The organism is Rhodobacter sp. P2_H5 (genome assembly GCF_056403335.1).
The window spans coordinates 194160-215869 of the sequence record NZ_JBFUFS010000004.1 but is presented as its reverse complement, the minus strand read 5'-3'; the positions used below and the strand labels follow the sequence as shown (position 1 = coordinate 215869).

Here is a 21710-nt window from a genome sequence, read left to right as displayed (position 1 = left end):
CCCCGCCCAGTCCCAAAGCAATTTGAAAGCGCTTTGAGGCGAGAATCGTTGACTTTTGACCGGGCCTGCCGCTAAAACTCCCGTAACGTTTCGGATGAGCCTGCGCAGATGGGCCATGACCTGACACGTTGCAAGGGAGTGGGCGCCTCGGGGCGCGTGACAATCAAGAGGGAGGAAGACCCATGTCCATTGGATATCGGGCAGGCGCGCTGCGGGCCACCGCGGTCGCGGCCATTCTGGCGGCATTCGGCACACCGGTGCTGGCCGAGGAAATCACCGTGGTCTCCGGCGCCACCGGATCGGACCTGCAGGACTTTCCCGCCTTGGTGAAGCCCTGGGAGGAGAAGACCGGCAACAAGGTCACCGTGGTGCCGATGCCCTCGTCCACCACCGACCAGTTCGGGCAATACCGGCTCTGGCTGGCCGCCGGCAATGCCGACATCGACATCTACCAGACCGACGTGATCTGGGCGCCGCAGCTTGCCACCCATTTCGTCGACCTGACCGAGGCCGCCAAGGACCTGATCCCGACCGAATTCCCCTCGATCATCCAGTCGCAGACTGTGGGCGGCAAGCTGGTTGCCCTGCCGATCTTCACCGACGCGCCCGCGCTTTATTACCGCAAGGACCTTTTGGAGAAATACAAGCTTTCCGTGCCCAAGACCTGGGACGAAATGGCTGCCGCCGCCAAGACCATCATGGACGGCGAACGCGCCGCAGGCGCGGCCGATTTCTGGGGCTATGTCTTCCAGGGCAACGCCTATGAGGGCCTGACCTGCAATGCCTTGGAATGGGTCAAGTCCTTTGGCGGTGGCCAGATTGTCGAACCCGACGGCACCATTTCGATCAACAACGAAAAGGCCGTGAAGGCTTTGGAGACCGCCAAGTCCTGGGTCGGCTCGATCGCCCCCGGTGGCGTTCTGTCCTATCAGGAGGAAGAGGCGCGCGGCGTCTGGCAGACCGGCAACGCCGCCTTCATGCGCAACTGGCCCTATGCCTATGCCCTGGGCGACAGTGCGGATTCCAAGATCAAGGGCCTCTTCGCGGTGGCACCGCTTCCGGTGGGGGCCGCGGGCGACACTTCGGCCGCGACGCTGGGCGGCTGGAACCTCGCCGTCTCGAAATATTCCAAGCATCAGGAGGCCGCGATCTCGCTCACCATGTGGCTCGGTGGCCCCGAGGTGCAGAAGATGCGCGCCGTGATGGAGACCCACCTGCCCACCATCCAGGCGCTTTATGACGATCCGGAGATTGCCGCCAAATCCCCGATCATCCCGCAGTGGAAAGAGGTCTTCCTCAGCGCCGTGCCGCGCCCTTCGGCGCCCACCCTCAGCCATTACAACGAGGTCTCCTCGAAGTTCTGGTCGGCGGTGCATGACACGCTGTCGGGCGCCGGTTCGGCGGCGGACAACCTCGCCCAGCTGGAATCCGATCTCGCCGACATCCAGGGCGACAACAACTGGCAATAAGCCCGCAAAGGGCAGTTTCCTGAGACAGGGGCGGCCCACCGCCGCCCCCCACCTGTGACTGGGGAAGGGCCGCCCGCGCGGACCCAAGGGGAGACGTCATGACTTCACCATCGCTTGCCAAGGCGCCAGATCCGGGGATCAGCCTGCAACAGCAGCGCGCCCGGGCCGCCTTCTGGTTCCTTGCCCCCATGCTGGCCGCGCTCTTTTGCGTGGCGGCCTGGCCCTTGCTGCGCACGATCTGGTTTTCGATGACCAACACCAGCCTCGATGACCTTTACGGCGGGCATTTCGTGGGCTTTTACAACTACTTCCACATCCAGACCCTGCCCTCGGGCGCGGTGAAATACAAAGGCGCCTTCTTTGATCCGGCCTGGTGGAATGCGGTCTGGAACACGGTGCGCTTCTCTTTCATCTCGGTGATCTGCGAGACGATCCTCGGCCTCGGCGTCGCCCTGATGCTGAATGCCGAGTTCAAGGGCCGGGGCATCGTCCGCGCCGCCATCCTGATCCCCTGGGCGATCCCGACCATCGTTTCGGCCAAGATGTGGGCCTGGATGCTGAACGACCAATACGGCATCCTCAATGACATCATGGTCAAGCTGCACCTCATCGACCACAAAATCGCCTGGGCCTCGAACCCCGATACGGCGATGATCGCGGTCCTGATGGTGGATATCTGGAAGACCACGCCCTTCATGGCGCTGCTCTGCCTCGCCGGCCTGCAAATGGTGCCGCGCGACATTTACGAGGCGGCGCGGATCGACGGCATCCACCCGGTCAAGGTCTTCTTCCGCATCACGCTGCCGCTCATCCGCCCCGCGCTGATGGTGGCGGTGATCTTCCGGATGCTGGACGCGCTTCGCATCTTCGATCTGGTCTATGTGCTGACGCCGAATTCTTCAGCCACCAAGACCATGTCGGTGATCAGCCGGGAAAACATGATCGACTTCGCCAAGTTCGCCTACGGCGCCACGCAATCCACCATGCTTTTCGCGATGCTGGCGATATTCGTCTCGCTCTACATCTGGCTCGGCAAGGTCGATCTGACCGGGGAGGGCGGGCGATGACTGCACAAGCCATCTTCTGGAAGGTGATGTTCTACGCCTTCGTCGTGATCGTCGTGATCTACGCGGTCTTCCCCTTTTACTACGCGATCATCACCAGTTTCGCGACCGGATCGGCCCTGTTCGAGATCCACTACTGGCCCTCGACCTGGGACCTCGCGAATTACGACACGGTGCTTTTCGCCCGCAACTTCCCGCGCTCGATCCTGAACTCGCTGTTTGTCGCGACGACCACGGTGGCCTTCGCGCTGTTCCTCGCCGTGACCGCCTCCTACGCCTTGGCGCGGGTGCGGTTCCGGGGCAGGGGGCTGCTTCTCATGACCATCCTCGGGGTTTCCATGTTCCCGCAGATCGCGGTTCTGGCCGGGCTTTACGAACTGGTCCGCTTCCTCGGCCTCTACAACACCCCTTGGGCGATGATCCTGTCCTACACGATCTTCACCCTGCCTTTCACCGTCTGGGTGCTGACCACCTTCATGCGCGACCTTCCGGTCGAGATCGAGGAGGCCGCCATCGTCGACGGCGCCACGCCCTGGGTCATCATCACCAAGGTCTTCCTGCCGCTTCTGTGGCCCGCGCTTGTCACCACCGGGCTTCTGGCCTTCATCGGGGCCTGGAATGAATTCCTCTTCGCCCTGACCTTCACCATATCCGAGGACCAGCGCACCACCCCGGTCGCCATCGCCCTTCTCTCCGGCGCCTCGGTGCAGGAAATCCCCTGGGGCCCGATCATGGCGGCCTCGGTCGTGGTGACCGTGCCTCTGGTGGTGCTCGTTCTCATATTCCAACGCAAGATCGTCGCGGGCCTGACCGCGGGCGGCGTGAAGGGCTGACAAAATGGCAAAGATCGAACTGAAGAACGTCAAGAAGTCCTACGGCGCGGTGGATGTCATCAAGGGCATCGACCTGACCATCGAAAAGGGCGAGTTCATGGTGTTTGTCGGCCCCTCGGGCTGCGGCAAATCCACCCTGCTGCGCCTGATTTCCGGGCTGGAGCAGATCACAAGCGGCGACATGCTGTTTGATGGCGAAAGGGTCAACAACCTGATCCCCTCCAAACGCGGCATCGCCATGGTGTTCCAATCTTATGCGCTTTATCCCCACATGAAAGTCTATGACAACATGGCCTTCGGGATGAAACTGGCCAAATCCTCGCCCGAGGAGATGGACAAGCGCGTCCGCGACGCGGCCAAGCTTTTGCAGATCGAACATCTTCTGGACCGCCTGCCCAAGCAGCTGTCGGGCGGCCAGCGCCAGCGCGTCGCCATCGGCCGCGCCATCGTCCGCGACCCCCGCGTGTTCCTGTTCGACGAACCCCTCTCGAACCTCGACGCAGCGCTGCGCGTCCAGACAAGGCTGGAGATTGCGAAACTCCACCACTCGATGGACAAGGTGACCATGGTCTATGTCACCCATGACCAGGTGGAGGCGATGACCCTCGCCGACCGCATCGCCGTGTTGCGCGATGGCCGCCTGATGCAGGTCGGCACCCCCGCCGAACTATACGACCGCCCGAACTCGCTCTTCGTGGCGGGCTTCATCGGCTCCCCCAAGATGAACTTCCTGACCGGCAAATTCGCCGCCGACGAAGGCTGCGTCACCCTCGGCATCCGCTCTGAACATATCGACCTTGTCGAGACCGGCGGCAAATGGACCGGCGAGGTCGTCCATGCCGAAGACCTCGGCTCGGACAATTACCTCTTTGTCGAGGTCGGTTCCGATGAACCTTTGATCGTCCGGCAGGATGGCAAGCTCAAGACCAAGCTCGGCGCCACGCTGCATCTGGCGCCGAAACCCGGCATGCTGCATCGTTTCGACGCCAGCGGCACGCCGATCCGCTAAGCCGATATCCCCGCCCAGAAGGGCGGGTCCGACCCATCCGGCACAGCGCCGGGCCGAAGCAAGAGGAAAGCATGACGATCCGTGTCACCGTCTGGGGCGAAAACGTCCACGAGCATAAGAACAAGGTTGTGGCAGAGGTTTACCCCCTGACCATGCACGGCACGATTGCGGCCGCCTTGAACACCGACCCGGCCTTCAAGGCCACCACCGTCACCCTGCAGGACCCCGAACACGGCATGACCGCCGCCAAACTGGCCGAAACCGATGTGCTGATCTGGTGGGGCCACGCTGCCCATGGCGAGGTTTCCGACGCCATTGTCGAACGGGTCTGCGATGCGGTCTGGGGCGGCATGGGGGTGATTTTCCTGCACTCCGCCCATTTCGCCAAACCCTTCAAGCGCCTGATGGGCGCGCCCTGCAACCTGACCTGGCGCGAAGCCGGCGAGCGCGAACGCCTCTGGGTCACCTCGCGCCAGCATCCGATCGCACAAGGCCTGCCCGACCATTTCGAGCTGGAGACCGAAGAGATGTATGGCGAGCCTTTCGGCGTGCCCGAACCCCTGGAAACCGTCTTCATCAGCTGGTTTCAGGGTGGCGAGGTCTTCCGTTCCGGCCTGACCTACCGGCGCGGCGCGGGCAATATCTTCTACTTCCGCCCGGGTCACGAAACCTACCCGACCTACCACAATGCCAATGTGCAAAAGGTCATCTCCAACGCGGTGAAATGGGCTTACAACCCCGAAGCCCGCATCCTGAACCCGAACGACGCGCCGAACACCCCGGTCGAAAAGGCCTTGGAGCCCATCGTGGAACGCGGCCCGCGCCTGCACCATGCCGGTGAGGCCGGGTTCCGCTGATGAAACATCCCGTACGCATCCTTATCCTCGGCACCGGGGGCATGGCTGGCAACCATGCCGCCGAATTCGCCAAAATCCCCGGCGTCACCCTCGCCGCCGGCATCGACACCCGTCCCGAACAGCTGGCCGCCTTCTGCGCCACCCACAAGATCCCCAAGGGCTTCGCCACCATCGCCGAGGCGCTGGACTGGGGCGAGTTCGATGCCGTGACCAACGTCACCCCCGACGCCGCGCATTACCCCACGACCATGCCGGTTCTGGCGGCGGGCAAGCATATCCTCTGCGAAAAGCCCCTCGCGACGTCTGAGGCGCAGGCCGAGGAGATGGCCGCCGCCGCCGAAAAGGCCGGTGTCGTCAACATGGTCAACCTCAGCTACCGCAACGGCGCCGCCCTGCAAAAGGCCGCCCTCATGGTGGCTGAAGGCGCCATCGGCGAGGTCCGCCATTTCGAGGCCTCCTATCTGCAATCCTGGCTGACCCAGCCCGCCTGGGGCCGTTGGGACAAGGAACCGATGTGGCTCTGGCGCCTGTCCACCGCGCATGGATCGAAGGGCGTGCTGGGCGATGTCGGCATCCATATCCTGGATTTCGCCACCTTCATCGCGGGGCAAAGGGTAGAGGAAATCTCCGCCCGGCTGGCCACCTTCCACAAGGCGCCCGGCGACCAGATCGGCGATTACATGCTGGACGCCAACGACAGCGCCACCATGCAGCTGACCTTGGAGAATGGCGCGCTTGGCACCGTCGCCGCCACCCGCTTCGCCTCGGGTCACCTCAACGACCTGCGCCTGCGGATCTTCGGCACCAAGGGCGGGTTGGAGGTGACCTTCGAGCGCGGCATCTCCGCCCTGCGCGCCTGTCTTGAGCCTGACCTGCAGACCGCCACCTGGCACGACATCGACTGCCCGGTTCTGGGCACGATCTACGAACGCTTCATCGCCGCGATCCGGGGCGAGGGTGCCGCCGACCCCGACTTTGCCCGCGGCGCCATGCTGCAGAAGATCCTCGACCGGGCCGAGCAATCGGCGGCCAAGGGCGGGCTCAGCCTGAAAATCTGACCCTTGCGCGGGGCCAGACCCGCCCCGCGCAAACTTCGCCAAAATCCGCTTGCCCCGATCGACGGAAACACGCTCCTCTGGCGTGGAAAGACAAACGAACCGGAGGGACCGATGGTCAAAGGCTTTTCCCCGACGCAGATCGCCTTGCACTGGGCGGTGGCGCTTCTGATCCTGTTCAACCTGATCATGAGCGACGACATGAGCCATCTCTGGCGCCAGATCCAGCAGACCGGCCCGATGCCCACCACCACCGGGGCCTGGCTCCATATCATCGTCGGCGTGGCGATCCTGGTGCTGGCGGCCTGGCGGCTGGTCCTGCGCTTCACCCGTGGCGTGCCCGCAGCCCCGGCGGGCGAGGGCAAGGCGCTGAAACTGGCCGGAGAGGCGGGCCATTTCCTGCTCTACGCGCTGATGATAGCGCTGCCGGTGACCGGGCTTCTGACCTTCTACGGCAACATCGACGCCCTGGGCGAGATTCACGGCGGCATCCTGAAAGCCCTGCTCTGGGTGCTGATCGCAGGCCATGTGCTGGCAGCCTTCTACCACCATTTCATCCTGAAGGACGGTCTTCTGAACCGGATGCGCAAGCCGCTGGACTAAGCGTCCAGAAACATCGCCACCGTCGCCTCGAACTCGCGCGGCTTTTCGGCGTGGAGCCAGTGGCTCGCCCCCATCAGCTTGGCAAAGCGCGCCCGGGGAAACTGGGCGCGGATGCCCTCGCGGTATTCAGGCTTCATGTAGTGGCTTTCCGACCCCGACAGGAACAGCGCCGGGCCGCCAAAGGTCCCCTCGGTCCCCGGCCAGCCGACGATCTTGCCCATCTCGGCCTCCAGCACATCCAGGTTCAGCCGCCAGACCGCAGGCTGCACCTTCAGGTCCAGCGACTGCAGGAAAAACGCCCTGAGGCTCGGGTCAGGTTCAATCTCGGCCAGACGGCGGTCCGCCTCTCCGCGAGAGGTGAGGCCGGTCAGATCCAGCCCCTTCATCGCCGCGATATGGCGGTTCTGGTCATGGCGGTAAGCCACTGGCGCGATATCGGCCACCACCAGACGGCGCAGCCGCGCGCCTTGGGTCAGCGCCAGCTGCATCGCCACCTTGCCGCCCATCGAATGGCCCAGAAGGTCCACCGGCGCCGCCATCCCGTCCAGAACCTCGGCCAGATCGGCAGCCATCTCCGGATAGCTCTGCGTCGCAGCCCGGGGCGAGAAGCCATGGTTGCGCAGATCGACCGCCACCACGTCGCGGGTTGTCGCCAGATTGCGCGCGATCACCCCCCAATTGCGCCCCGACCCGAACAGGCCGTGGACAATGACAAGCGTCGGATGGGTCTTGGCCGCCTGGGCCTTGTGCAGGATCGTGTTCAACATGCCCTTTTCTTAGCGCGCATTTTCCTCCCCGACCATATCCGTTGAATTGCCCTGAGGCGCGGTCTAGAAAGCAGCGAAATTCCGGGGCGAAGATGAGCAAGATCACCATTCAGCAAATGGCGGACAGGGTCAGCGCCCTGATGGAAGAGCGTCTGAAGATCGCCGGCAACTCGCTGGAGACGCGGCTGAAACGCGCCGGCCACCGCCTGCCGCGCAAGGTGCTCGATGCGGGCGAAGTGCTGGTCTCCGCCACCGAAATGGCCCAGACTCCGAAGCTTCTGATGCAGATCGACCACGAGGCCGTGGCCGAGGCCTATGACCTCTGCATCAAGCATCTGAAAACCGTGGACCTCGCCGCCCGCCGCCGTGGCCTTCTGCTCGACATCGGCGCCCGCATCGCCTTTGTCCTGCTCATGGTGATCCTGCTGACGGTCGGCGTGCTGTACTGGCGCGGCTTCGTCTGACCTTCCCTCCCGGCCCGCCATGCGCTACCTTGAACAAAGTTCAAGGAGCCGAAGATGAGCAAAGTTGAAGACCGCCGCAGCGCCTTGCGGGCCGATCTGATCCGCCTGGCCACAGGTCAGATCGCCGAAAGCGGCATGGCCACCCTGCGCGCCCGTGACCTTGCCCAGCAGGCCGGCTGCGCGGTCGGCGCCATCTACAACGTCTTCGCCGACATGACCGCCCTGACCCTGGCTGTGAACGGCCAGACCTTCGCCCGAATCGGGGCCGAGGTCGCCAGCGCCGTGACGGGCCACGAAGCCGATCCACCCGAACAGCGCCTGATCCGCCTCGCCCGCGCCTATGTCGCCTTTGCCGACCAGAACACCCATCTCTGGCGCGCGCTCTTCGACCTCGACCTGCCCGATGACGAAAAGGTGCCCGACTGGTACCGCGCCGAGCTGACCACGCTTTTCGCCCATATCGCGCTGCCGGTTTCCCAATTATTCCCGCAGCTTGACCCGCAAGCGCTGCAACTGATGGTGCGCGGCCTCTTCTCCTCGATCCACGGCATCGCCCTCCTTGGCCTGCAACGCCGCCTCTCCGGCGTGCCGCGCGATCAGGTCGAGGCGATGATGGAGGAAATCATCCTGCGGGTCTGCGGCAAGAAGCCTTGACTCCAAAACCCTGACTCAAAAATCGTGAACATCGTTCAAAATAATCCTTGAACAATGTTCAAAACCCTGTATGACTCTCCATATGAACAACGTTCACGGAGAGCAAGATGTTCGGAACCCTCAAGACCCTGATGCTGGGCAACCAGGCCCGCGCCGAAGAAAAACTCCGCGCCGCCTATGCGATCGAACTGATCGACCAGCACCTGCGCGAGGCGGGGCAGGGGCTGAGCCTCGCCAAATCCACCCTCGCCAGCCTCATTCAGCGCCAGCGCGGCGAGGCGCGCCAGATCGCGGCGCTGGAAGCCCGCCACGCCGACCTGACCCAGCGCACGACCGAAGCCCTGCGCGCCGGGCGTGACGATCTGGCGACCGCCGCCGCCGAAGCCATCGCCGCGATGGAAAACGAACTGACCCAGCGCCGCGAGACGCACGCCCGGCTCGCCGCCCGGATCACGCGCCTGCAAGCCTCGGTCGAGGCGACGCACCGCCGGATCATCGACCTGCGCCAAAGCGCCGTCTCGGCCCGGGCGCTGCGCGACGAACAGGCGCTGCAAGCCCGCCTCAACACCACGCTTTCCGGCCAAAGCCCGATGGACGCGGCCGAGGCGCTGATCGCCACGGTGATGACCCGCGACGACCCCCACGAACAGGCCGAGATCCTGACCGAGATCAACCGCGACCTGAACCACGACACCGTGACCGAACGCCTCTCCGACCAGGGCTTCGGTCCGCCCTTGAAAGCCAGCGCCGCCGAAGTCCTCGCCCGCCTGAAATCCCGCCTCTGACCCGAAGTCCCCCCTTAAATCCCCCATTTTCCCCCAACAGGAGCCCATCATGAAACCCGTTCACCAAGACACCGCCCTGATCCAGACCCTGAACCTCGCCGGCGTCGTGGCCGCCTATGTTCTGCTCGCCATCTCGCTCTGGCTCTCCACCGAAGTGCCCTTGGCCACCAAAGGCTACTGGGGCATGGGGATCATCCTTCTGACCCTCTCGCTGATCAATGTCGTCAAATATCGCTTCGACGCCCAAGCCAGCGTGGACCGCATCAAGCAGCTGGAAGAGGCCCATAACGAACGCCTGCTGGCCGAATTCGTGACCGACAAGACCAAGGCGTGAGCCCGGCTCAGGGCCGGTCCGGACGGGCCGGCCCCGGTTCCTTCCCGCTGACCAGCGCCTCACGGCTGACCAGGGTCACCGTGACGAAGGCCACGAACAGCAGAAGATACCACGAGCCGAACTTGCCATAGCTGACCACATGTCGTGCGGCATGTCCGGCATAGATCCAGGTGCCGGTCAGCGTGCCGATATTCTCGGCCACAAACAGCGCCACCGCCGACAGAAGGGCCGCCACCGGAAACGGCATCCAGTGCAGCTTGATCGTGTTGCGAAACCACACCCTTGTGCGGCCATAGACCGCCAGTGTCGCCGCAAACAGCGCCAGCCGGATGTCGGGCAGGAAATGATGCGTGAAGAAATTGGCATAGATCGCTGCCGCCAGAGCATAGCTTTGCCAGAGCGGCGGATAGGGGGCAAAGCGCATGTCAAAGATCCGGATCACCCGCGCCATATAGCTGCCCACCGCCGCATACATGAAGCCCGAGAACAGGGGCACGCCCATCAGTTTGAGGAGTGCAGGCTCTGGATAGGCCCAGGACCCGGCGGAAACCTTGAACCACTCCATCGCCGTGCCGGTCAGGTGGAAGAGCAGGATCACCCGCGCCTCGGCCCAGGTTTCCAGCCCAAAGCGCAGGAAAAGGAACTGGGTCAGCAGGGCAAAGCCCAAAAGCGCGTCATAGCGCCGGATCGGCCAATCCTCCTGCCAAAACGCGCGGCTGATCAGGATGGCCGCCAGCAAGAGCCCGCCGAACAGAGAGGCCCAGCCCTGTTTGAGGGTGAACATGACCAGATCGACCAGCCACCACGGCAGCCGCGCCCGCGCCCAATCGCCGAGACGGCGCTCCAGCTGCGGGGTCGTGCGGTCGGGGTGAGGATGCAGGGTCATGGTCTTGCGTCTCGCAGAAAAAGGCGGGCGGAAAAGGGCAGGCAAAAAGGGCGGTCGGAAATTAACAAAGGGTTGACAAGATTTGCCAACCCTTTGTTTTCACTTATATGTCTTAACCTTGCACGCGTGCAAGGCCAGGTCTCACAGACCCTGATAGATCGGGAAAGCCTTGCAAAGCGCCTCGACCTTGGCCTTCACCGCGGCTTCGACCTCGGCATTGCCTTCCTCGCCATGGGCGGCAAGGCCATCGACGACCTCAACGATCCAGCGGCCGATCTGACGGAACTCTGCCTCGCCAAAGCCACGGGTCGTGCCCGCCGGGGTGCCCAGACGGACGCCCGAGGTAACGGTCGGCTTTTCCGGGTCAAACGGGATGCCGTTCTTGTTGCAGGTGATATGGGCACGCCCCAGCGCCTTCTCGGTCGCATTGCCCTTCACGGCCTTGGGCCGCAGGTCCACCAGCATGACATGGGTATCGGTGCCGCCGGTGACGATATCGAGGCCGCCCTTCATCAGCTCATCCGCCAAGGCCTGGGCGTTCTTGATGACCTGGGCCGCATAGGCCTTGAACTCGGGCCGCAGCGCCTCGCCGAAGGCGACCGCCTTGGCTGCGATCACATGCATCAGCGGGCCGCCCTGAATGCCCGGGAAAATCGCCGAGTTGACCTTCTTCGCGATCTCTTCGTTATTCGTCAGGATCATCCCGCCACGCGGCCCGCGCAGCGTCTTGTGGGTCGTCGTGGTCGCCACATCGGCATAGGGGAAGGGCGAGGGGTGCTGACCCCCGGCGACGAGGCCCGCGAAGTGCGCCATGTCGACCATCAGGTAAGCGCCCACCTTGTCGGCAATCGCGCGGAACTTGGCGAAGTCGATCTGGCGCGGCACGGCGGAACCGCCGGCGATGATCAGCTTCGGTTGCGATTCGACGGCGAGACGCTCGACCTCGTCGTAGTCGATCCGGCTGTCCTGCTTGCGCACGCCATACTGGACGGCATGGAACCACTTGCCCGACTGGTTCGGCGCCGCACCATGGGTCAGGTGACCACCGGAGGCGAGGTTCATCCCCAGAATGGTATCGCCCGGCTTCAAGAGCGCCTGAAACACACCCTGGTTGGCCTGAGAGCCCGAGTTCGGCTGCACATTGGCGAAGGTCACACCAAACAGCTGGCAAGCCCGGGTGATCGCCAGATTTTCCGCCACATCGACGAATTCGCAGCCACCGTAATAGCGCTTGCCCGGGTAGCCTTCGGCGTACTTGTTGGTCATGACCGACCCTTGCGCCTCCATCACCGCCTTGGAGACGATGTTTTCCGAGGCGATCAGCTCGATCTCGTCGCGCTGGCGGCCGAGTTCGCTCACGATCGAGCCATAAAGCTCGGGGTCGCGGGTCGACAGGCTTTCGGTGAAAAATCCGGAGTCGCGGTGGCTGGTGGTCATGGTTTTCTCCAAAAGGGGGCTGGCGCTATCTAGACCGGGTTTCCGTCGCATAGAAGGCCAGAAAACGACAGGTTTCCTGTCGCGGACGAAAAAAGTTTCCGATCGGAAACTTAAACCGCGCATGGAAAACCGCAAAGCCGCTCCGGCGTTTGGGGGTTGAGTTTGCCCGCCAGCCTGCCAAGAGTGGCGGCAACCAGAGGAGAACCCGTGTGACGTCAGGCAAAATCGCCTTCCGGGCCAGTCCCGCGCCCGCAGCCCAGGAGGCTCTGGCGCATCTGACCGCGCGCTATGGCCAGACGCCCCTGGAACAGGCCGATATCATCCTGGCGCTGGGGGGCGACGGCTTCATGCTGCAAACCCTGCATGAGGAGCATTGCACCGGGCTTCCCGTCTACGGCATGAACTGCGGCACGGTGGGGTTCCTGATGAACACCTATTCGCCCAACGACCTGCCCGAACGGCTGGCCGCCGCCGAAGAGGCGGTGCTGAACCCGCTGGCGATGACGGCGATTTCCACCGATGGACGGGTGACCGAGGCCCTGGCGATCAACGAGGTCTCGCTCCTGCGGATGGGGCCGCAGGCCGCCAAGCTGCGCATTCTGGTCGATGGCAAGGAGCGGATGCCGGAACTGGTTTGCGACGGCTGTCTTCTGTCCACGCCGGCGGGATCGACCGCCTACAACTATTCCGCCCATGGCCCGATCCTGCCGATCGGCGCCGATGTTCTGGCGCTGACGGCGGTTGCGGCCTTCCGGCCCCGGCGCTGGCGCGGCGCCTTGCTGCCCAAGTCCGCGGTGGTGCGGTTCGAGGTGCTGGACCCCGGCAAACGCCCGGTCCGCGCCGACGCCGATACACGACCCGTGACGGACGTGCTTTCGGTGGAAATCCGCTCTGAACCCAACGTCCGCCACCGCATCCTCTTTGACCCCGGCCACGGGCTGGAAGAGCGGTTGATCGTCGAACAATTCGCCTGACATCGCCGGCCTGCCGGGGCTTTAGCAATCGCGCGCTTGACTTTTGCGTCGATTGCGCCCATTTGCCCCAAGTCCGAAGCCCGTGCCGCGTGAGCACCAAAAGGCCCGGACACGGTTCCCACCATCACGCAGGGGCACCTGCAATGTGCACGGCTTGTGGTATCCGCCACAGGCGAGGGTGCATTGTCCCCTTTGTTTGATGGACCATCCTTCTAATGACGACTTTTGCTGAACTCGGCCTTTCGCCCAAAATCCTGAAAGCGCTTGAGAATACCACGATGACCACGCCGACGCCGATCCAGGCTCAGGCGATCCCCCATATCATGAAGGGCCTGGACCTGATGGGTCTGGCCCAGACCGGCACCGGCAAGACGGCGGCCTTTGGTCTGCCCTTGCTGCACCGTCTGCTGGACATCGGCCACCCGCCGGCCCCGCGCCATGTGCGGGCCCTGGTTCTGGCGCCGACGCGCGAACTGGTGGCGCAGATCGCCGACAACTTCCTGACCTTCACCAAGGGCACCGCCGTCAAGGTGACCATGGTCGTCGGCGGCGCTTCGATCAACCGTCAGGCCGACCGTCTGGCCAAGGGCTCTGACGTGCTGATCGCGACCCCGGGCCGTCTGATCGACCTTCTGGAGCGTGGCGCCGTCACGCTGGAATCCTGCGGCTATCTGGTGCTGGACGAGGCCGACCACATGCTGGACATGGGCTTCATCCATTCCTTGCGCAAGATCGCCAAGTTCATCCCGCAGCACCGCCAGACCCTGCTGTTTTCCGCCACGATGCCGAAAGACATCGAGGAAATCAGCCAGACCTATCTGCGCAATCCGGTTCGGGTGCAGGTCGCACCGCCCGGCAAGCCCGCCGAGAAGATCGTTCAGGGCGTCCACTACATCCCGAACGGCGACAAGGCCAAGCTTCTGGAGTCCTATCTGCTGAAGCACCCGGGCGAGCAGGCGCTGGTCTTTGGCCGCACCAAGCATGGCGCGGAAAAGCTGTTCAAGCTTCTGGTGGCCTGGGGCTTCAAAGCCTCCTCGATCCACGGCAACAAGAGCCAGAGCCACCGCGACCGCACCCTGACCGAGTTCCGCGAGGGCAGCCTTGACGTGCTGGTGGCGACCGACGTGGCCGCCCGCGGCATCGACATTCCGGGCGTGCGCCATGTCTACAACTTCGACATGCCCAACGTGCCGGAAAACTACGTCCACCGCATCGGCCGCACCGCGCGCGCCGGGGCCGAGGGCAACTCGATCTCCTTCTGCGCGCCGGCCGAGATGGGCGAGCTGCAGGCGGTTGAAAAGCTTCTGAAAAAGGTCATCCCCGTCGTCGGCGGCGCGCCGTGGTCGGTCTCGGAAGTGGCCGCAGCGCCCAAGCCCGCGCAAAACCGCGGCGGTCGCCCGGGTGGTCAGCGTCCGCAAGGTCAGGGCAAGCCCGGCCAGCGGTCCGCCAAGCCCGCAGGCAACGGCCCGGCCAAACCGCTGCGTCCGGCCTCGAAGACCGGCGGCGTCCAGACGCCCCAGCGCCAGAAATCGCGCTGAACGGTCAAAGACAGAAAGGGCGGGACTTCGGTTCCGCCCTTTTCGCTTTCCCCTATTCGCTTTCGTTGGCCTCTTCTTCGAGGTTCAGCTTCATCTGCAGGATGACCTCCTGGATCGCCAGGGTCTCGCGTAGCATCCGCTTGGCCTCGTTGACCGAGATCACGCCATCGGCAATCGCCAGATTGTATTCGGCCATCAGCTGGGCAAACCGCTGCGCCAGCGCCACCACATCCTGATTGACCCCGGACGAGGCCGAATTGCGCCGCGCGCTGTCGTAGGACATCGTGATCCCGCGCAGATCCGCCAGCGCCGAGGTGACATGAGGATAGCGCGCGGCGGCCTCCAGCTGGGCCACCACATCCACCGGCATGAAGCGGTCGCCATGCTCTTCCTGATCCGAGTAATAGCGCCCGAGCGTCGCCTTTGACTTGCCCGTCAACTCGCAGGCCGCCTCAATGCCGACATCTTTGACCAGCGCCTCAGTATGCTTTTTAAGATAACTTTCCAGAGACATCATTCCAAACCATTGCAGCAAGGGAATTTCCCTCATTTTTTCCCATTAATCCTGCGGCAAGACTTTGTCATGCACAAAGGACTCCCCATGTTAGGGGTGTGACGAGTGGCCGGCCCTTCGGACCGGTTTGGGTGGGGTCCGCCGGGCAAAAGTCTCGCAAACCGGTTTCGGCGGACCTGGCTCACCGCCGGGATCGGGGTGGCATGCTTCGGCTTGCGGTTTTGCCGGTGCTTGGGCTAGATCACCCGATGGCCAAGCTCTATTTCCACTACTCCACGATGAACGCGGGCAAATCGACCCTGCTGTTGCAAGCCGCGCACAACTACCGCGAAGGCGGGATGGCGACCTATCTGATCACGGCGCAGCTCGACACCCGCGCCGGCGAGGGGCGGATCGCCAGCCGGATCGGGATCGGCGACCCCGCCGACACCTTTGCCCCGGGCGAGGATATGGGTGCCAAGCTGGCCGCCCGGCTGGCCGAGGGCCCGGTGGCCTGCGTCTTCATCGACGAGGCGCAGTTTCTGACCCAGGAACAGGTCTGGCAACTGGCCTGCGCCGTCGATGACCTTGGCGTGCCGGTGATGTGCTACGGCCTGCGGGTGGATTTTCAGGGCAATCTCTTTCCCGGCTCGGCCGCCCTTCTGGCCTGGGCGGATGAGATGCGCGAGGTCCGCACGATCTGTTCCTGCGGCAAGAAGGCCACGATGGTGATCCGCCGTGGCCCGGACGGCCGCGCGATGCAAGACGGCGAGCAGGTGCAGATCGGCGGCAACGAGACCTATGTCAGCCTCTGCCGCCGCCACTGGCGCGAAGCGGTGGGCGCCTAGCCCCGGCGGGCGCGCAGGGCGATCATCACCCCCGCCGCCACGATCATCGCCATGCCGAGGATGGCCAAGGGCGGCAGAACCTCGCCCCACAAAAGCCAGCTCCACGCCGCCGAGGCGGGCAGGATGACATATTCGAATACCGAAACCCGCGTCGCATCGGCGATCTGATAGGCCCGCACCATCAGCCCGACCCCCAGCAGCGAACCCGCCGCCTGCACAAGGCACCAGAACCAGAAGGTGGGCGAGGGCCAGACCGGGCCGCGCATCAGAAAGCCCGCACCGCCCTCGGGCAGGGGCTGCGGCCAAAGCGTCAGGGCCAGCATGCCCAGAACCCCCGCCACGCCCAGTGCCAGAAAGAACCCCGCCAGCAGGGTCTCGGCACTTTCCTCGGGGCACCAGCGCCGGGTCGCGATATTGCCCATCGCATAAAGCGCCCCGGCCAGAACCGGCAAGAGCGCTGGCAGCGAGGCGCCGCGCATCGCCTCCGGCCCGAGGACCAGGATCACCCCGGCAAAACCCAAAGCCACCGCCACGATCCGGAAGGGTCCTATCACCGAGCCATAGGCAAAACGCTCGATCAGCAGCACGAAGATCGGCGCGGTGAACAGCCCCGCCGCGACCAACGCCACCGGCAGAAAACCAAGCGCACCGAAGTAGATCACCATCGCCACGCCATGCACCGCGGACCGCGCCACCACCGCGCCCAGGTTGCGCGCCCCCAGATGCAGCTTCAACGGCCTTGCCACCAGCGCCAGCAGCGCCACCGCCATGACCGAGCGCGTGACATGGAACTGCCAAAGCCCGCCCTCCGCCGCGATCAGGCGCACGAAATTGTCGGTGAAGCCGATCAGGCTGGCATAGATCACGATCATGCCCGCCGCCGCCATGGTTCTGTCGCCTGCCGCCTGCATGCCCGCTCCTCTGTCCCTCGGCGCCAGCCAAGCCGTGATCGGGGGGTGTTTCGCGTCTGAATGCGACAGAAGACGGGTGGTTTGGCCGGATGCTGGCTGCGGCGGCGGCTGCATTGGATTGTGGCTGGGGGGGGCTTCCGCTAAGGTCGCCGAAACGGACAAGCAACCCAAAGGCCCGATGACCGCCCTGACGAAATACCAAAGGCTGGAATGCACCGGGCTCTGGCGGCTGACCGCTGCCGCGCAACTGCGCGAGGTGGTTGTGAACCTGCGCGACACGACCCTGGTGCTCGCCGATCCGCGCACCGAAATGGCGCTGTCGCATTGGTCCTTGCCCTCGGTCGAGCGGGTCAACCCCGGTGAGATGCCCGCGATTTTCACCCCCGGGCGGATGGAAGACGGCGCACCCTCCGAAACCGTCGAGATCGACGACCGCGACATGATCGCGGCCTTGGAGACCGTCCGCACCACTCTGATCCGCCGCCGCCCGCACGCCGGACGCGGCCGCAAGCTGAGCCTCGGTCTCGGCGCGGTGGCTTTGGCTTTCTTCGGCCTCCTCTGGCTGCCCGAGGCGATGATCCGCCACACCGCCTCGGTCCTGCCAACCGCGACGCGGATCCAGATCGGCAAGCTGGCCCTTGCCGATGCGGCCCGGCTGACCGGCACGCCCTGCACGGGGGCCCTTGGCAAAAGGGGGGCGGCGGCGCTGGCCTTGAAGCTCGCCTCGCAGGGCGTGGGCGAGATCGACGTGGTGCGCGATGGCGTGGCGGGGGCCGTGGCGCTGCCGGGCGGCATCATCCTGATCTCCGGCAAGCTGCTGGAAAGCGCCGCCGACCCCGAGCCCGTGGCGGGCTATGTCCTAGCCGCGATGCTGGGCGCCCAGATGCATGATCCGGTCATCCCGATCCTGCGCCACGCCGGCCTGATCGCGACGGTGCGGCTGCTGACCACCGGCCACCTGTCGGAAAACGCGGTCGAGGGCTATGCCGAGGGCCTTCTGAGCGCCAAGCCCGCCGAACTGCCCGACGACCGCCTCTTGGAGAAGTTCCGCCAGGTCAACCTCTCCTCCACCGCCTATGCCCGCGCGCTGGACCCCGACGGCGAATCCACCGCGGGCCTGATCGAGGACGACCCCTTCAAGGGCAACTCCCCCACGCCGATCCTGCCCGACAACGACTGGATCAGCCTGCAGGGCATCTGCGCGGAATAGGGCGGCCCCCGGCGAGGGTGTCTCAGGGCTGCGCAGGCCCGCGCCGTGACCTTGCCGGACGGGTCAGACGCTGGGTTGCCAGGCTCCCGTCAGGTGAGACGCCTCATGGTCACCGGGCCAGGGCGGCATGGTGATGCAGATGAATTTCAAGGGGACCGCGCCGACGTTCCTGTATTGAAAGGCCGTGCCAACCGGAATGTCGACCGAGACGCCGGGCACCAGCGACGTGAAACGCTCTTCTGTTCCGTCCCTCCGCCAGATTTCCCCGCTCCCTTCCAGCACATGCCAGAATTCGCTGACCGTCGCGTGAATGGTCGCCCTGTTGATCTGGCCCGGCGGTACCGTGCAATGGATCATGTTTCCGGTTGTGCCGTCCATGATGAACCGAATATCCGCTCCCGCCGGCGATTTGGCGTCAGGCAGCGGGCGCAGAACGGTTTCCTTCACGCAAGATCCTCCAAAATCTTGCCGGCGAAATTGCCAGCCTCTCAGGATGCCGTCAACGACTGCCTCCTGCACATTGCGGGCCACACCTCTCCCGCCATCGCATAAAAAAATCCCCGGGTCGTTGCCCGGGGAGTGTGCTGCTCGCGTGGTTCCGCCCTCGAAAAACGTGTGTCAGCGCAGGAAAGCGTCGGCAAATCCTGCGGAATGAAGGCTGGCCAGACCCGAGTTCGCCTCGGTCATGCTGGCAAAAGGTCCGGCGTAAATCGTCTGCAAAGTCTTGCCCTTCTTCGTCGAACGCGCGACCGAGACGGGCAGGCCCAGGGCTGAGACACGTGCCATGACGCCCTTGGCATTGGCCGGGTCGCCAAAGGAGCCGATCTGCACCAGCCGCCCGCCCGCCGCTTGCGCGGTGGGTTGTGCCGGCGCCGACATGGTGGCGACATTGGTGCGCATCGCCGGGGCCGGGGCCAGAACCGGTTGCGCCGGGGGGTTCCATTTCATCCAGCGCCGCGGCGGGGCTTTTTCGGTGACCAGAACCATCGGCACGGTGCGGCGCCAGACCTGGTCCTGTTCGGCCTGGCCCTGGGCGGTGCCGATCCCGCGCATCGGGTTCAGCCGGTCGTCCTTCCAGGCATAGGTCCAGCCCTTGGGCGGCTTGGGCAGGGTCCGCGGCGCGTAGACCGGCTGGGGTTGCGGTGCGGCCACCGGGCGCGGCGTCGCGATCTGAACCTGCACCACCTGCACCGGCGCCGCCGTCGCCCGCACTGGAGCCACCACGACGGGCGCCGCCATCAGCGGCGCGGTCTTGGCTGCCACCTGGGCCGGCGCCGGCATGGCGTCATAGCTCGGCGGGCGCCAGCCCGAGGCCGTGCCATCGCCCCGCGTGCAGACGAGCACCGTCCCGCCGACGATCTCCACCTGCTCCAGCTTCGGCGCATCGGCATAGCACCCCACCCCGCTGATCGGGGTGGCGACGTTGCTGGCGGTGTAGGCCTTGGCGGAAGGCTGCTGGGCCGCAAGCTGCGGCGCGGCAGCGACCTGCGTCGGCGCGGCAGGCCGGACCTGCGCATCGGGCGCCATGTCGGCTACCACCGCCGCCTGCGCGGCGCTGCCCCCGGTCGGGCGCTGGCCGCAGATCGGCTTGTGGCTGCGATCGACCCGCACCACCCAGTTCACCACGCCGCCGAAACCGGCCCGCAAGAACAGGCAGCCCCGGCTGTCGACGAACTGCTGGCCCTTGAAGCTTGCCGGGGGTGGATTGATCGGCGCCCCGATCTGCGACAGCTTCTGCGCCTCGGAGGCCGAGACCGACAGCATCAGCGCCAGAACCGTCCCGCTCAACATCTTGACAGTCATGAAGCCGCTCCCCAATCGCTAGAGAGAATCATGAATCAAGATTGATTCGGAGTAAAGGGCTAATCCCTTATTTGGTGCCGAACATCCGGTCGCCCGCATCTCCTAGCCCAGGGACAATATATCCATGGTCGTTGAGATGAGAGTCCACAGATGCTGTGACGATCTGCACATCGGGATGCGCCTCGTTCATGTGCTTGATCCCCTCGGGTGAGGCGAGAAGGCACAGGAAGCGGATGGTCTTCGCGCCCGATTGCTTCAACAGCGTCACCGCAGCCGCGCTGGAATTGCCGGTGGCCAGCATCGGGTCGACGACGATCGAGATGCGTTCGTCCAGGTGATCCGGCACCTTGTAGTAATATTGCACCGGCTGCAGCGTCACCGGATCGCGGTAGAGGCCGACAAAGCCAACCCGCGCCGCCGGGATCAGCTCCAGAATCCCATCCAACAGCCCGTTGCCCGCCCGCAGGATCGAGATCAGCGCCAGTTTCTTGCCGTCGATCGCCGGGGCATCCATCGCGCAGATCGGCGTCTCGATCTTCTTGGTGGTCATCGGCAGGTTGCGGGTGACCTCATAGGCCAGCAGCAGGCTGATCTCGCGCAGAAGCTGGCGGAACGAGGCGGTGGAGGTGTCGCGCTCGCGCATCAGCGTCAGCTTGTGCTGCACCAGAGGGTGGCTGACCACGGTCAGCAGGCCTGAGGCCATCAGGTCAGAGTTCAGATTTTCAGACATTTTGCGCCTCCAGCAGCTGACCGATCTTTGTCTTGGTATCCGCATCGCAAAAGGCCGCGTCAAGCGCGGTTCGGTTCAAAGCGGCAAAGACCCCGTCATCCCAGTCGAAGGCCTCATGCAGCAGCTCGTATTCGCGGGTCAGGGTGGTGTGGAAGAAGGGCGGATCGTCGGTCGAGACGGTGACCTTGACGCCGCGATGGAGGAGTTCGCCAATCGGGTGCTTGTGAAAGCTCGGGTAGATGCCAAGCGCGACATTCGATCCCGGGCAGCATTCCAGCACCACGCCCGTCTCGGCCAGTTCCTCGACCAGGGCCAGATCCTCGATGGCGCGCACGCCGTGGCCGATGCGCAGGGCGCCGAGGTCGCGGATCGCCGCGCGCACCTCGGCCGGGCCCTTCCATTCGCCGGCATGGACGGTGGGTTTGAGCCCCGCTTCACGCGCCGCATCAAAAGACCAGCGGAAGTCCTTGAGTTCGCCCATGGATTCCGCACCGCCGATGCCGAAGCCGACCAGAAAATCCCCCGCCGTTTCCGCCGCGCAAAGGGCGGTCTGGCGCGCCTTGTCGGGGCCGAAATGGCGGATGCAGGTGACGATGGCCTTCATGGTGATCCCGGCCTCGCGCTGCAGCGCATCTGCGGTTTCGCGCATGGCTTGCAGATATTCGCGCCAGGCGCCCCGGTCTCGCCCGCCGCAGAAATCGGGGGAGAGGAAGATTTCGGTATAGACCACGCCCTGTTCGGCCTGCGCCTCCAGGACGGCGCGGGTCAGGCGCTGGTAATCCTCGGGCGTGGTCAGCGTGGTGCAGGCCGCCTCGTAGACCTTGAGGAATTCGGCAAAGCCCTGGTAGCGGTAGCTGCCATCGGGGGCGAAAATGCCTGCGATATCAATGTGCTTTTCCTTCGCCAAGGCGGCGATGAAGCGCGGCGGGGCGGCGCCTTCGAGGTGGAGGTGGAGTTCGAGCTTGGGCGTCATGCGGTGCACCTGC

24 protein-coding genes are annotated in these 21710 nt (G+C 64.7%); 15 read left to right on the top strand and 9 right to left on the bottom strand.

The genetic code is table 11. The features are described from left to right. The first annotated feature begins 182 nt into the window (after window positions 1-182). The 7 genes from AC1DVR_RS07020 to AC1DVR_RS06990 all read left to right on the top strand — a co-directional run bounded on the left by AC1DVR_RS07020 (window position 183) and on the right by AC1DVR_RS06990 (window position 6890). A complete protein-coding gene (locus tag AC1DVR_RS07020; protein WP_477999825.1) occupies window positions 183-1469 on the top strand; it encodes an ABC transporter substrate-binding protein in 1287 nt (428 codons plus the stop codon). Window positions 1470-1567: 98 nt separating this feature from the next. Further along, entirely contained in the window at window positions 1568-2536 is a 969-nt protein-coding gene (locus AC1DVR_RS07015; RefSeq protein WP_477999824.1) for a carbohydrate ABC transporter permease, read from the top strand. Continuing rightward, window positions 2533-3366: a carbohydrate ABC transporter permease gene (locus tag AC1DVR_RS07010; protein ID WP_477999823.1), complete on the top strand. Its 834-nt coding sequence runs from the start codon at window positions 2533-2535 to the stop codon at window positions 3364-3366. Before AC1DVR_RS07015 ends, AC1DVR_RS07010 begins: the two co-directional genes overlap by 4 nt. Before the next feature lie 4 nt (window positions 3367-3370). After that, window positions 3371-4375 (top strand): ABC transporter ATP-binding protein, encoded by a 1005-nt coding sequence (locus AC1DVR_RS07005; protein WP_477999822.1) that lies wholly within the window; start codon window positions 3371-3373, stop codon window positions 4373-4375. A gap of 71 nt (window positions 4376-4446) precedes the next feature. After that, entirely contained in the window at window positions 4447-5232 is a 786-nt protein-coding gene (locus AC1DVR_RS07000) for a ThuA domain-containing protein (protein WP_477999821.1), read from the top strand. Further along, the gene (locus tag AC1DVR_RS06995; RefSeq protein WP_477999820.1) at window positions 5232-6290 is read left to right on the top strand and encodes a Gfo/Idh/MocA family protein; all 1059 of its coding nucleotides are present in this window, start codon (window positions 5232-5234) and stop codon (window positions 6288-6290) included. The genes AC1DVR_RS07000 and AC1DVR_RS06995 overlap by 1 nt, the downstream gene beginning before the upstream one ends. A gap of 111 nt (window positions 6291-6401) precedes the next feature. Continuing rightward, entirely contained in the window at window positions 6402-6890 is a 489-nt protein-coding gene (locus tag AC1DVR_RS06990) for a cytochrome b (RefSeq protein WP_477999819.1), read from the top strand. Here the strand turns inward: AC1DVR_RS06990 and AC1DVR_RS06985 are convergent. Next, on the bottom strand, window positions 6887-7657 hold the full coding sequence (locus AC1DVR_RS06985; RefSeq protein WP_477999818.1) for an alpha/beta fold hydrolase: 771 nt from the start codon (window positions 7655-7657) through the stop codon (window positions 6887-6889). The genes AC1DVR_RS06990 and AC1DVR_RS06985 overlap by 4 nt on opposite strands. 92 nt (window positions 7658-7749) lie before the next feature. Here AC1DVR_RS06985 and AC1DVR_RS06980 point away from each other — a divergent pair, with 92 nt between their 5' ends. The 4 genes from AC1DVR_RS06980 to AC1DVR_RS06965 all read left to right on the top strand — a co-directional run bounded on the left by AC1DVR_RS06980 (window position 7750) and on the right by AC1DVR_RS06965 (window position 9894). Further along, window positions 7750-8121, top strand: a complete 372-nt coding sequence (locus AC1DVR_RS06980) for a hypothetical protein (RefSeq protein ID WP_477999817.1) — start codon at window positions 7750-7752, stop codon at window positions 8119-8121. 54 nt (window positions 8122-8175) lie between these two features. Further along, a complete protein-coding gene (locus tag AC1DVR_RS06975; RefSeq protein ID WP_477999816.1) occupies window positions 8176-8775 on the top strand; it encodes a TetR/AcrR family transcriptional regulator in 600 nt (199 codons plus the stop codon). Between the two features lie 107 nt (window positions 8776-8882). Continuing rightward, window positions 8883-9560 (top strand): PspA/IM30 family protein, encoded by a 678-nt coding sequence (locus tag AC1DVR_RS06970; protein ID WP_477999815.1) that lies wholly within the window; start codon window positions 8883-8885, stop codon window positions 9558-9560. A gap of 49 nt (window positions 9561-9609) precedes the next feature. Continuing rightward, window positions 9610-9894: a YiaA/YiaB family inner membrane protein gene (locus AC1DVR_RS06965; protein ID WP_477999814.1), complete on the top strand. Its 285-nt coding sequence runs from the start codon at window positions 9610-9612 to the stop codon at window positions 9892-9894. A gap of 7 nt (window positions 9895-9901) precedes the next feature. Here AC1DVR_RS06965 and AC1DVR_RS06960 read toward each other — a convergent pair whose 3' ends face one another. After that, window positions 9902-10780: a DUF817 domain-containing protein gene (locus tag AC1DVR_RS06960; protein WP_477999813.1), complete on the bottom strand. Its 879-nt coding sequence runs from the start codon at window positions 10778-10780 to the stop codon at window positions 9902-9904. Between the two features lie 141 nt (window positions 10781-10921). Next, the gene (gene glyA, locus AC1DVR_RS06955; RefSeq protein ID WP_477999812.1) at window positions 10922-12217 is read right to left on the bottom strand and encodes a serine hydroxymethyltransferase; all 1296 of its coding nucleotides are present in this window, start codon (window positions 12215-12217) and stop codon (window positions 10922-10924) included. Between the two features lie 209 nt (window positions 12218-12426). Between glyA and AC1DVR_RS06950 the strand changes: the two genes are divergently transcribed. Together AC1DVR_RS06950 and AC1DVR_RS06945 are read left to right on the top strand one after the other, a co-directional pair. Continuing rightward, window positions 12427-13191: an NAD kinase gene (locus AC1DVR_RS06950; RefSeq protein WP_477999811.1), complete on the top strand. Its 765-nt coding sequence runs from the start codon at window positions 12427-12429 to the stop codon at window positions 13189-13191. 215 nt (window positions 13192-13406) lie between these two features. Beyond that, the gene (locus tag AC1DVR_RS06945) at window positions 13407-14729 is read left to right on the top strand and encodes a DEAD/DEAH box helicase (protein ID WP_477999810.1); all 1323 of its coding nucleotides are present in this window, start codon (window positions 13407-13409) and stop codon (window positions 14727-14729) included. Between the two features lie 52 nt (window positions 14730-14781). Here the strand turns inward: AC1DVR_RS06945 and AC1DVR_RS06940 are convergent, their stop codons facing one another. Then, window positions 14782-15246 carry a hypothetical protein gene (locus tag AC1DVR_RS06940; protein WP_477999809.1) on the bottom strand — a complete coding sequence of 155 codons (465 nt, stop codon included), beginning with the start codon at window positions 15244-15246 and terminating at the stop codon, window positions 14782-14784. 245 nt (window positions 15247-15491) lie between these two features. Between AC1DVR_RS06940 and AC1DVR_RS06935 the strand changes: the two genes are divergently transcribed. Continuing rightward, window positions 15492-16070, top strand: a complete 579-nt coding sequence (locus AC1DVR_RS06935; protein WP_477999808.1) for a thymidine kinase — start codon at window positions 15492-15494, stop codon at window positions 16068-16070. On the opposite strand, the gene AC1DVR_RS06930 is transcribed toward AC1DVR_RS06935, so the two are convergent. Next, on the bottom strand, window positions 16067-16981 hold the full coding sequence (locus tag AC1DVR_RS06930; protein ID WP_477999807.1) for a DMT family transporter: 915 nt from the start codon (window positions 16979-16981) through the stop codon (window positions 16067-16069). The two genes, AC1DVR_RS06935 and AC1DVR_RS06930, sit on opposite strands and share 4 nt — an antisense overlap. Window positions 16982-17159: 178 nt before the next feature. Here AC1DVR_RS06930 and AC1DVR_RS06925 point away from each other — a divergent pair, with 178 nt between their 5' ends. Continuing rightward, complete coding sequence (locus tag AC1DVR_RS06925; RefSeq protein ID WP_477999806.1) at window positions 17160-18191, top strand: hypothetical protein; 1032 nt, start codon at window positions 17160-17162, stop codon at window positions 18189-18191. Window positions 18192-18254: 63 nt separating this feature from the next. Here AC1DVR_RS06925 and AC1DVR_RS06920 read toward each other — a convergent pair whose 3' ends face one another. From AC1DVR_RS06920 to AC1DVR_RS06905, 4 genes are all read right to left on the bottom strand, one after another. Further along, window positions 18255-18638, bottom strand: coding sequence for a cupin domain-containing protein (locus AC1DVR_RS06920; RefSeq protein WP_477999805.1), 384 nt, complete (start codon window positions 18636-18638; stop codon window positions 18255-18257). Between the two features lie 171 nt (window positions 18639-18809). Next, complete coding sequence (locus AC1DVR_RS06915) at window positions 18810-19994, bottom strand: SPOR domain-containing protein (protein ID WP_477999804.1); 1185 nt, start codon at window positions 19992-19994, stop codon at window positions 18810-18812. 67 nt (window positions 19995-20061) lie between these two features. Then, the gene (upp, locus tag AC1DVR_RS06910; protein WP_477999999.1) at window positions 20062-20697 is read right to left on the bottom strand and encodes a uracil phosphoribosyltransferase; all 636 of its coding nucleotides are present in this window, start codon (window positions 20695-20697) and stop codon (window positions 20062-20064) included. Window positions 20698-20716: 19 nt separating this feature from the next. Next, window positions 20717-21697 (bottom strand): adenosine deaminase, encoded by a 981-nt coding sequence (locus AC1DVR_RS06905; protein ID WP_477999803.1) that lies wholly within the window; start codon window positions 21695-21697, stop codon window positions 20717-20719. Window positions 21698-21710 lie beyond the last annotated feature (13 nt).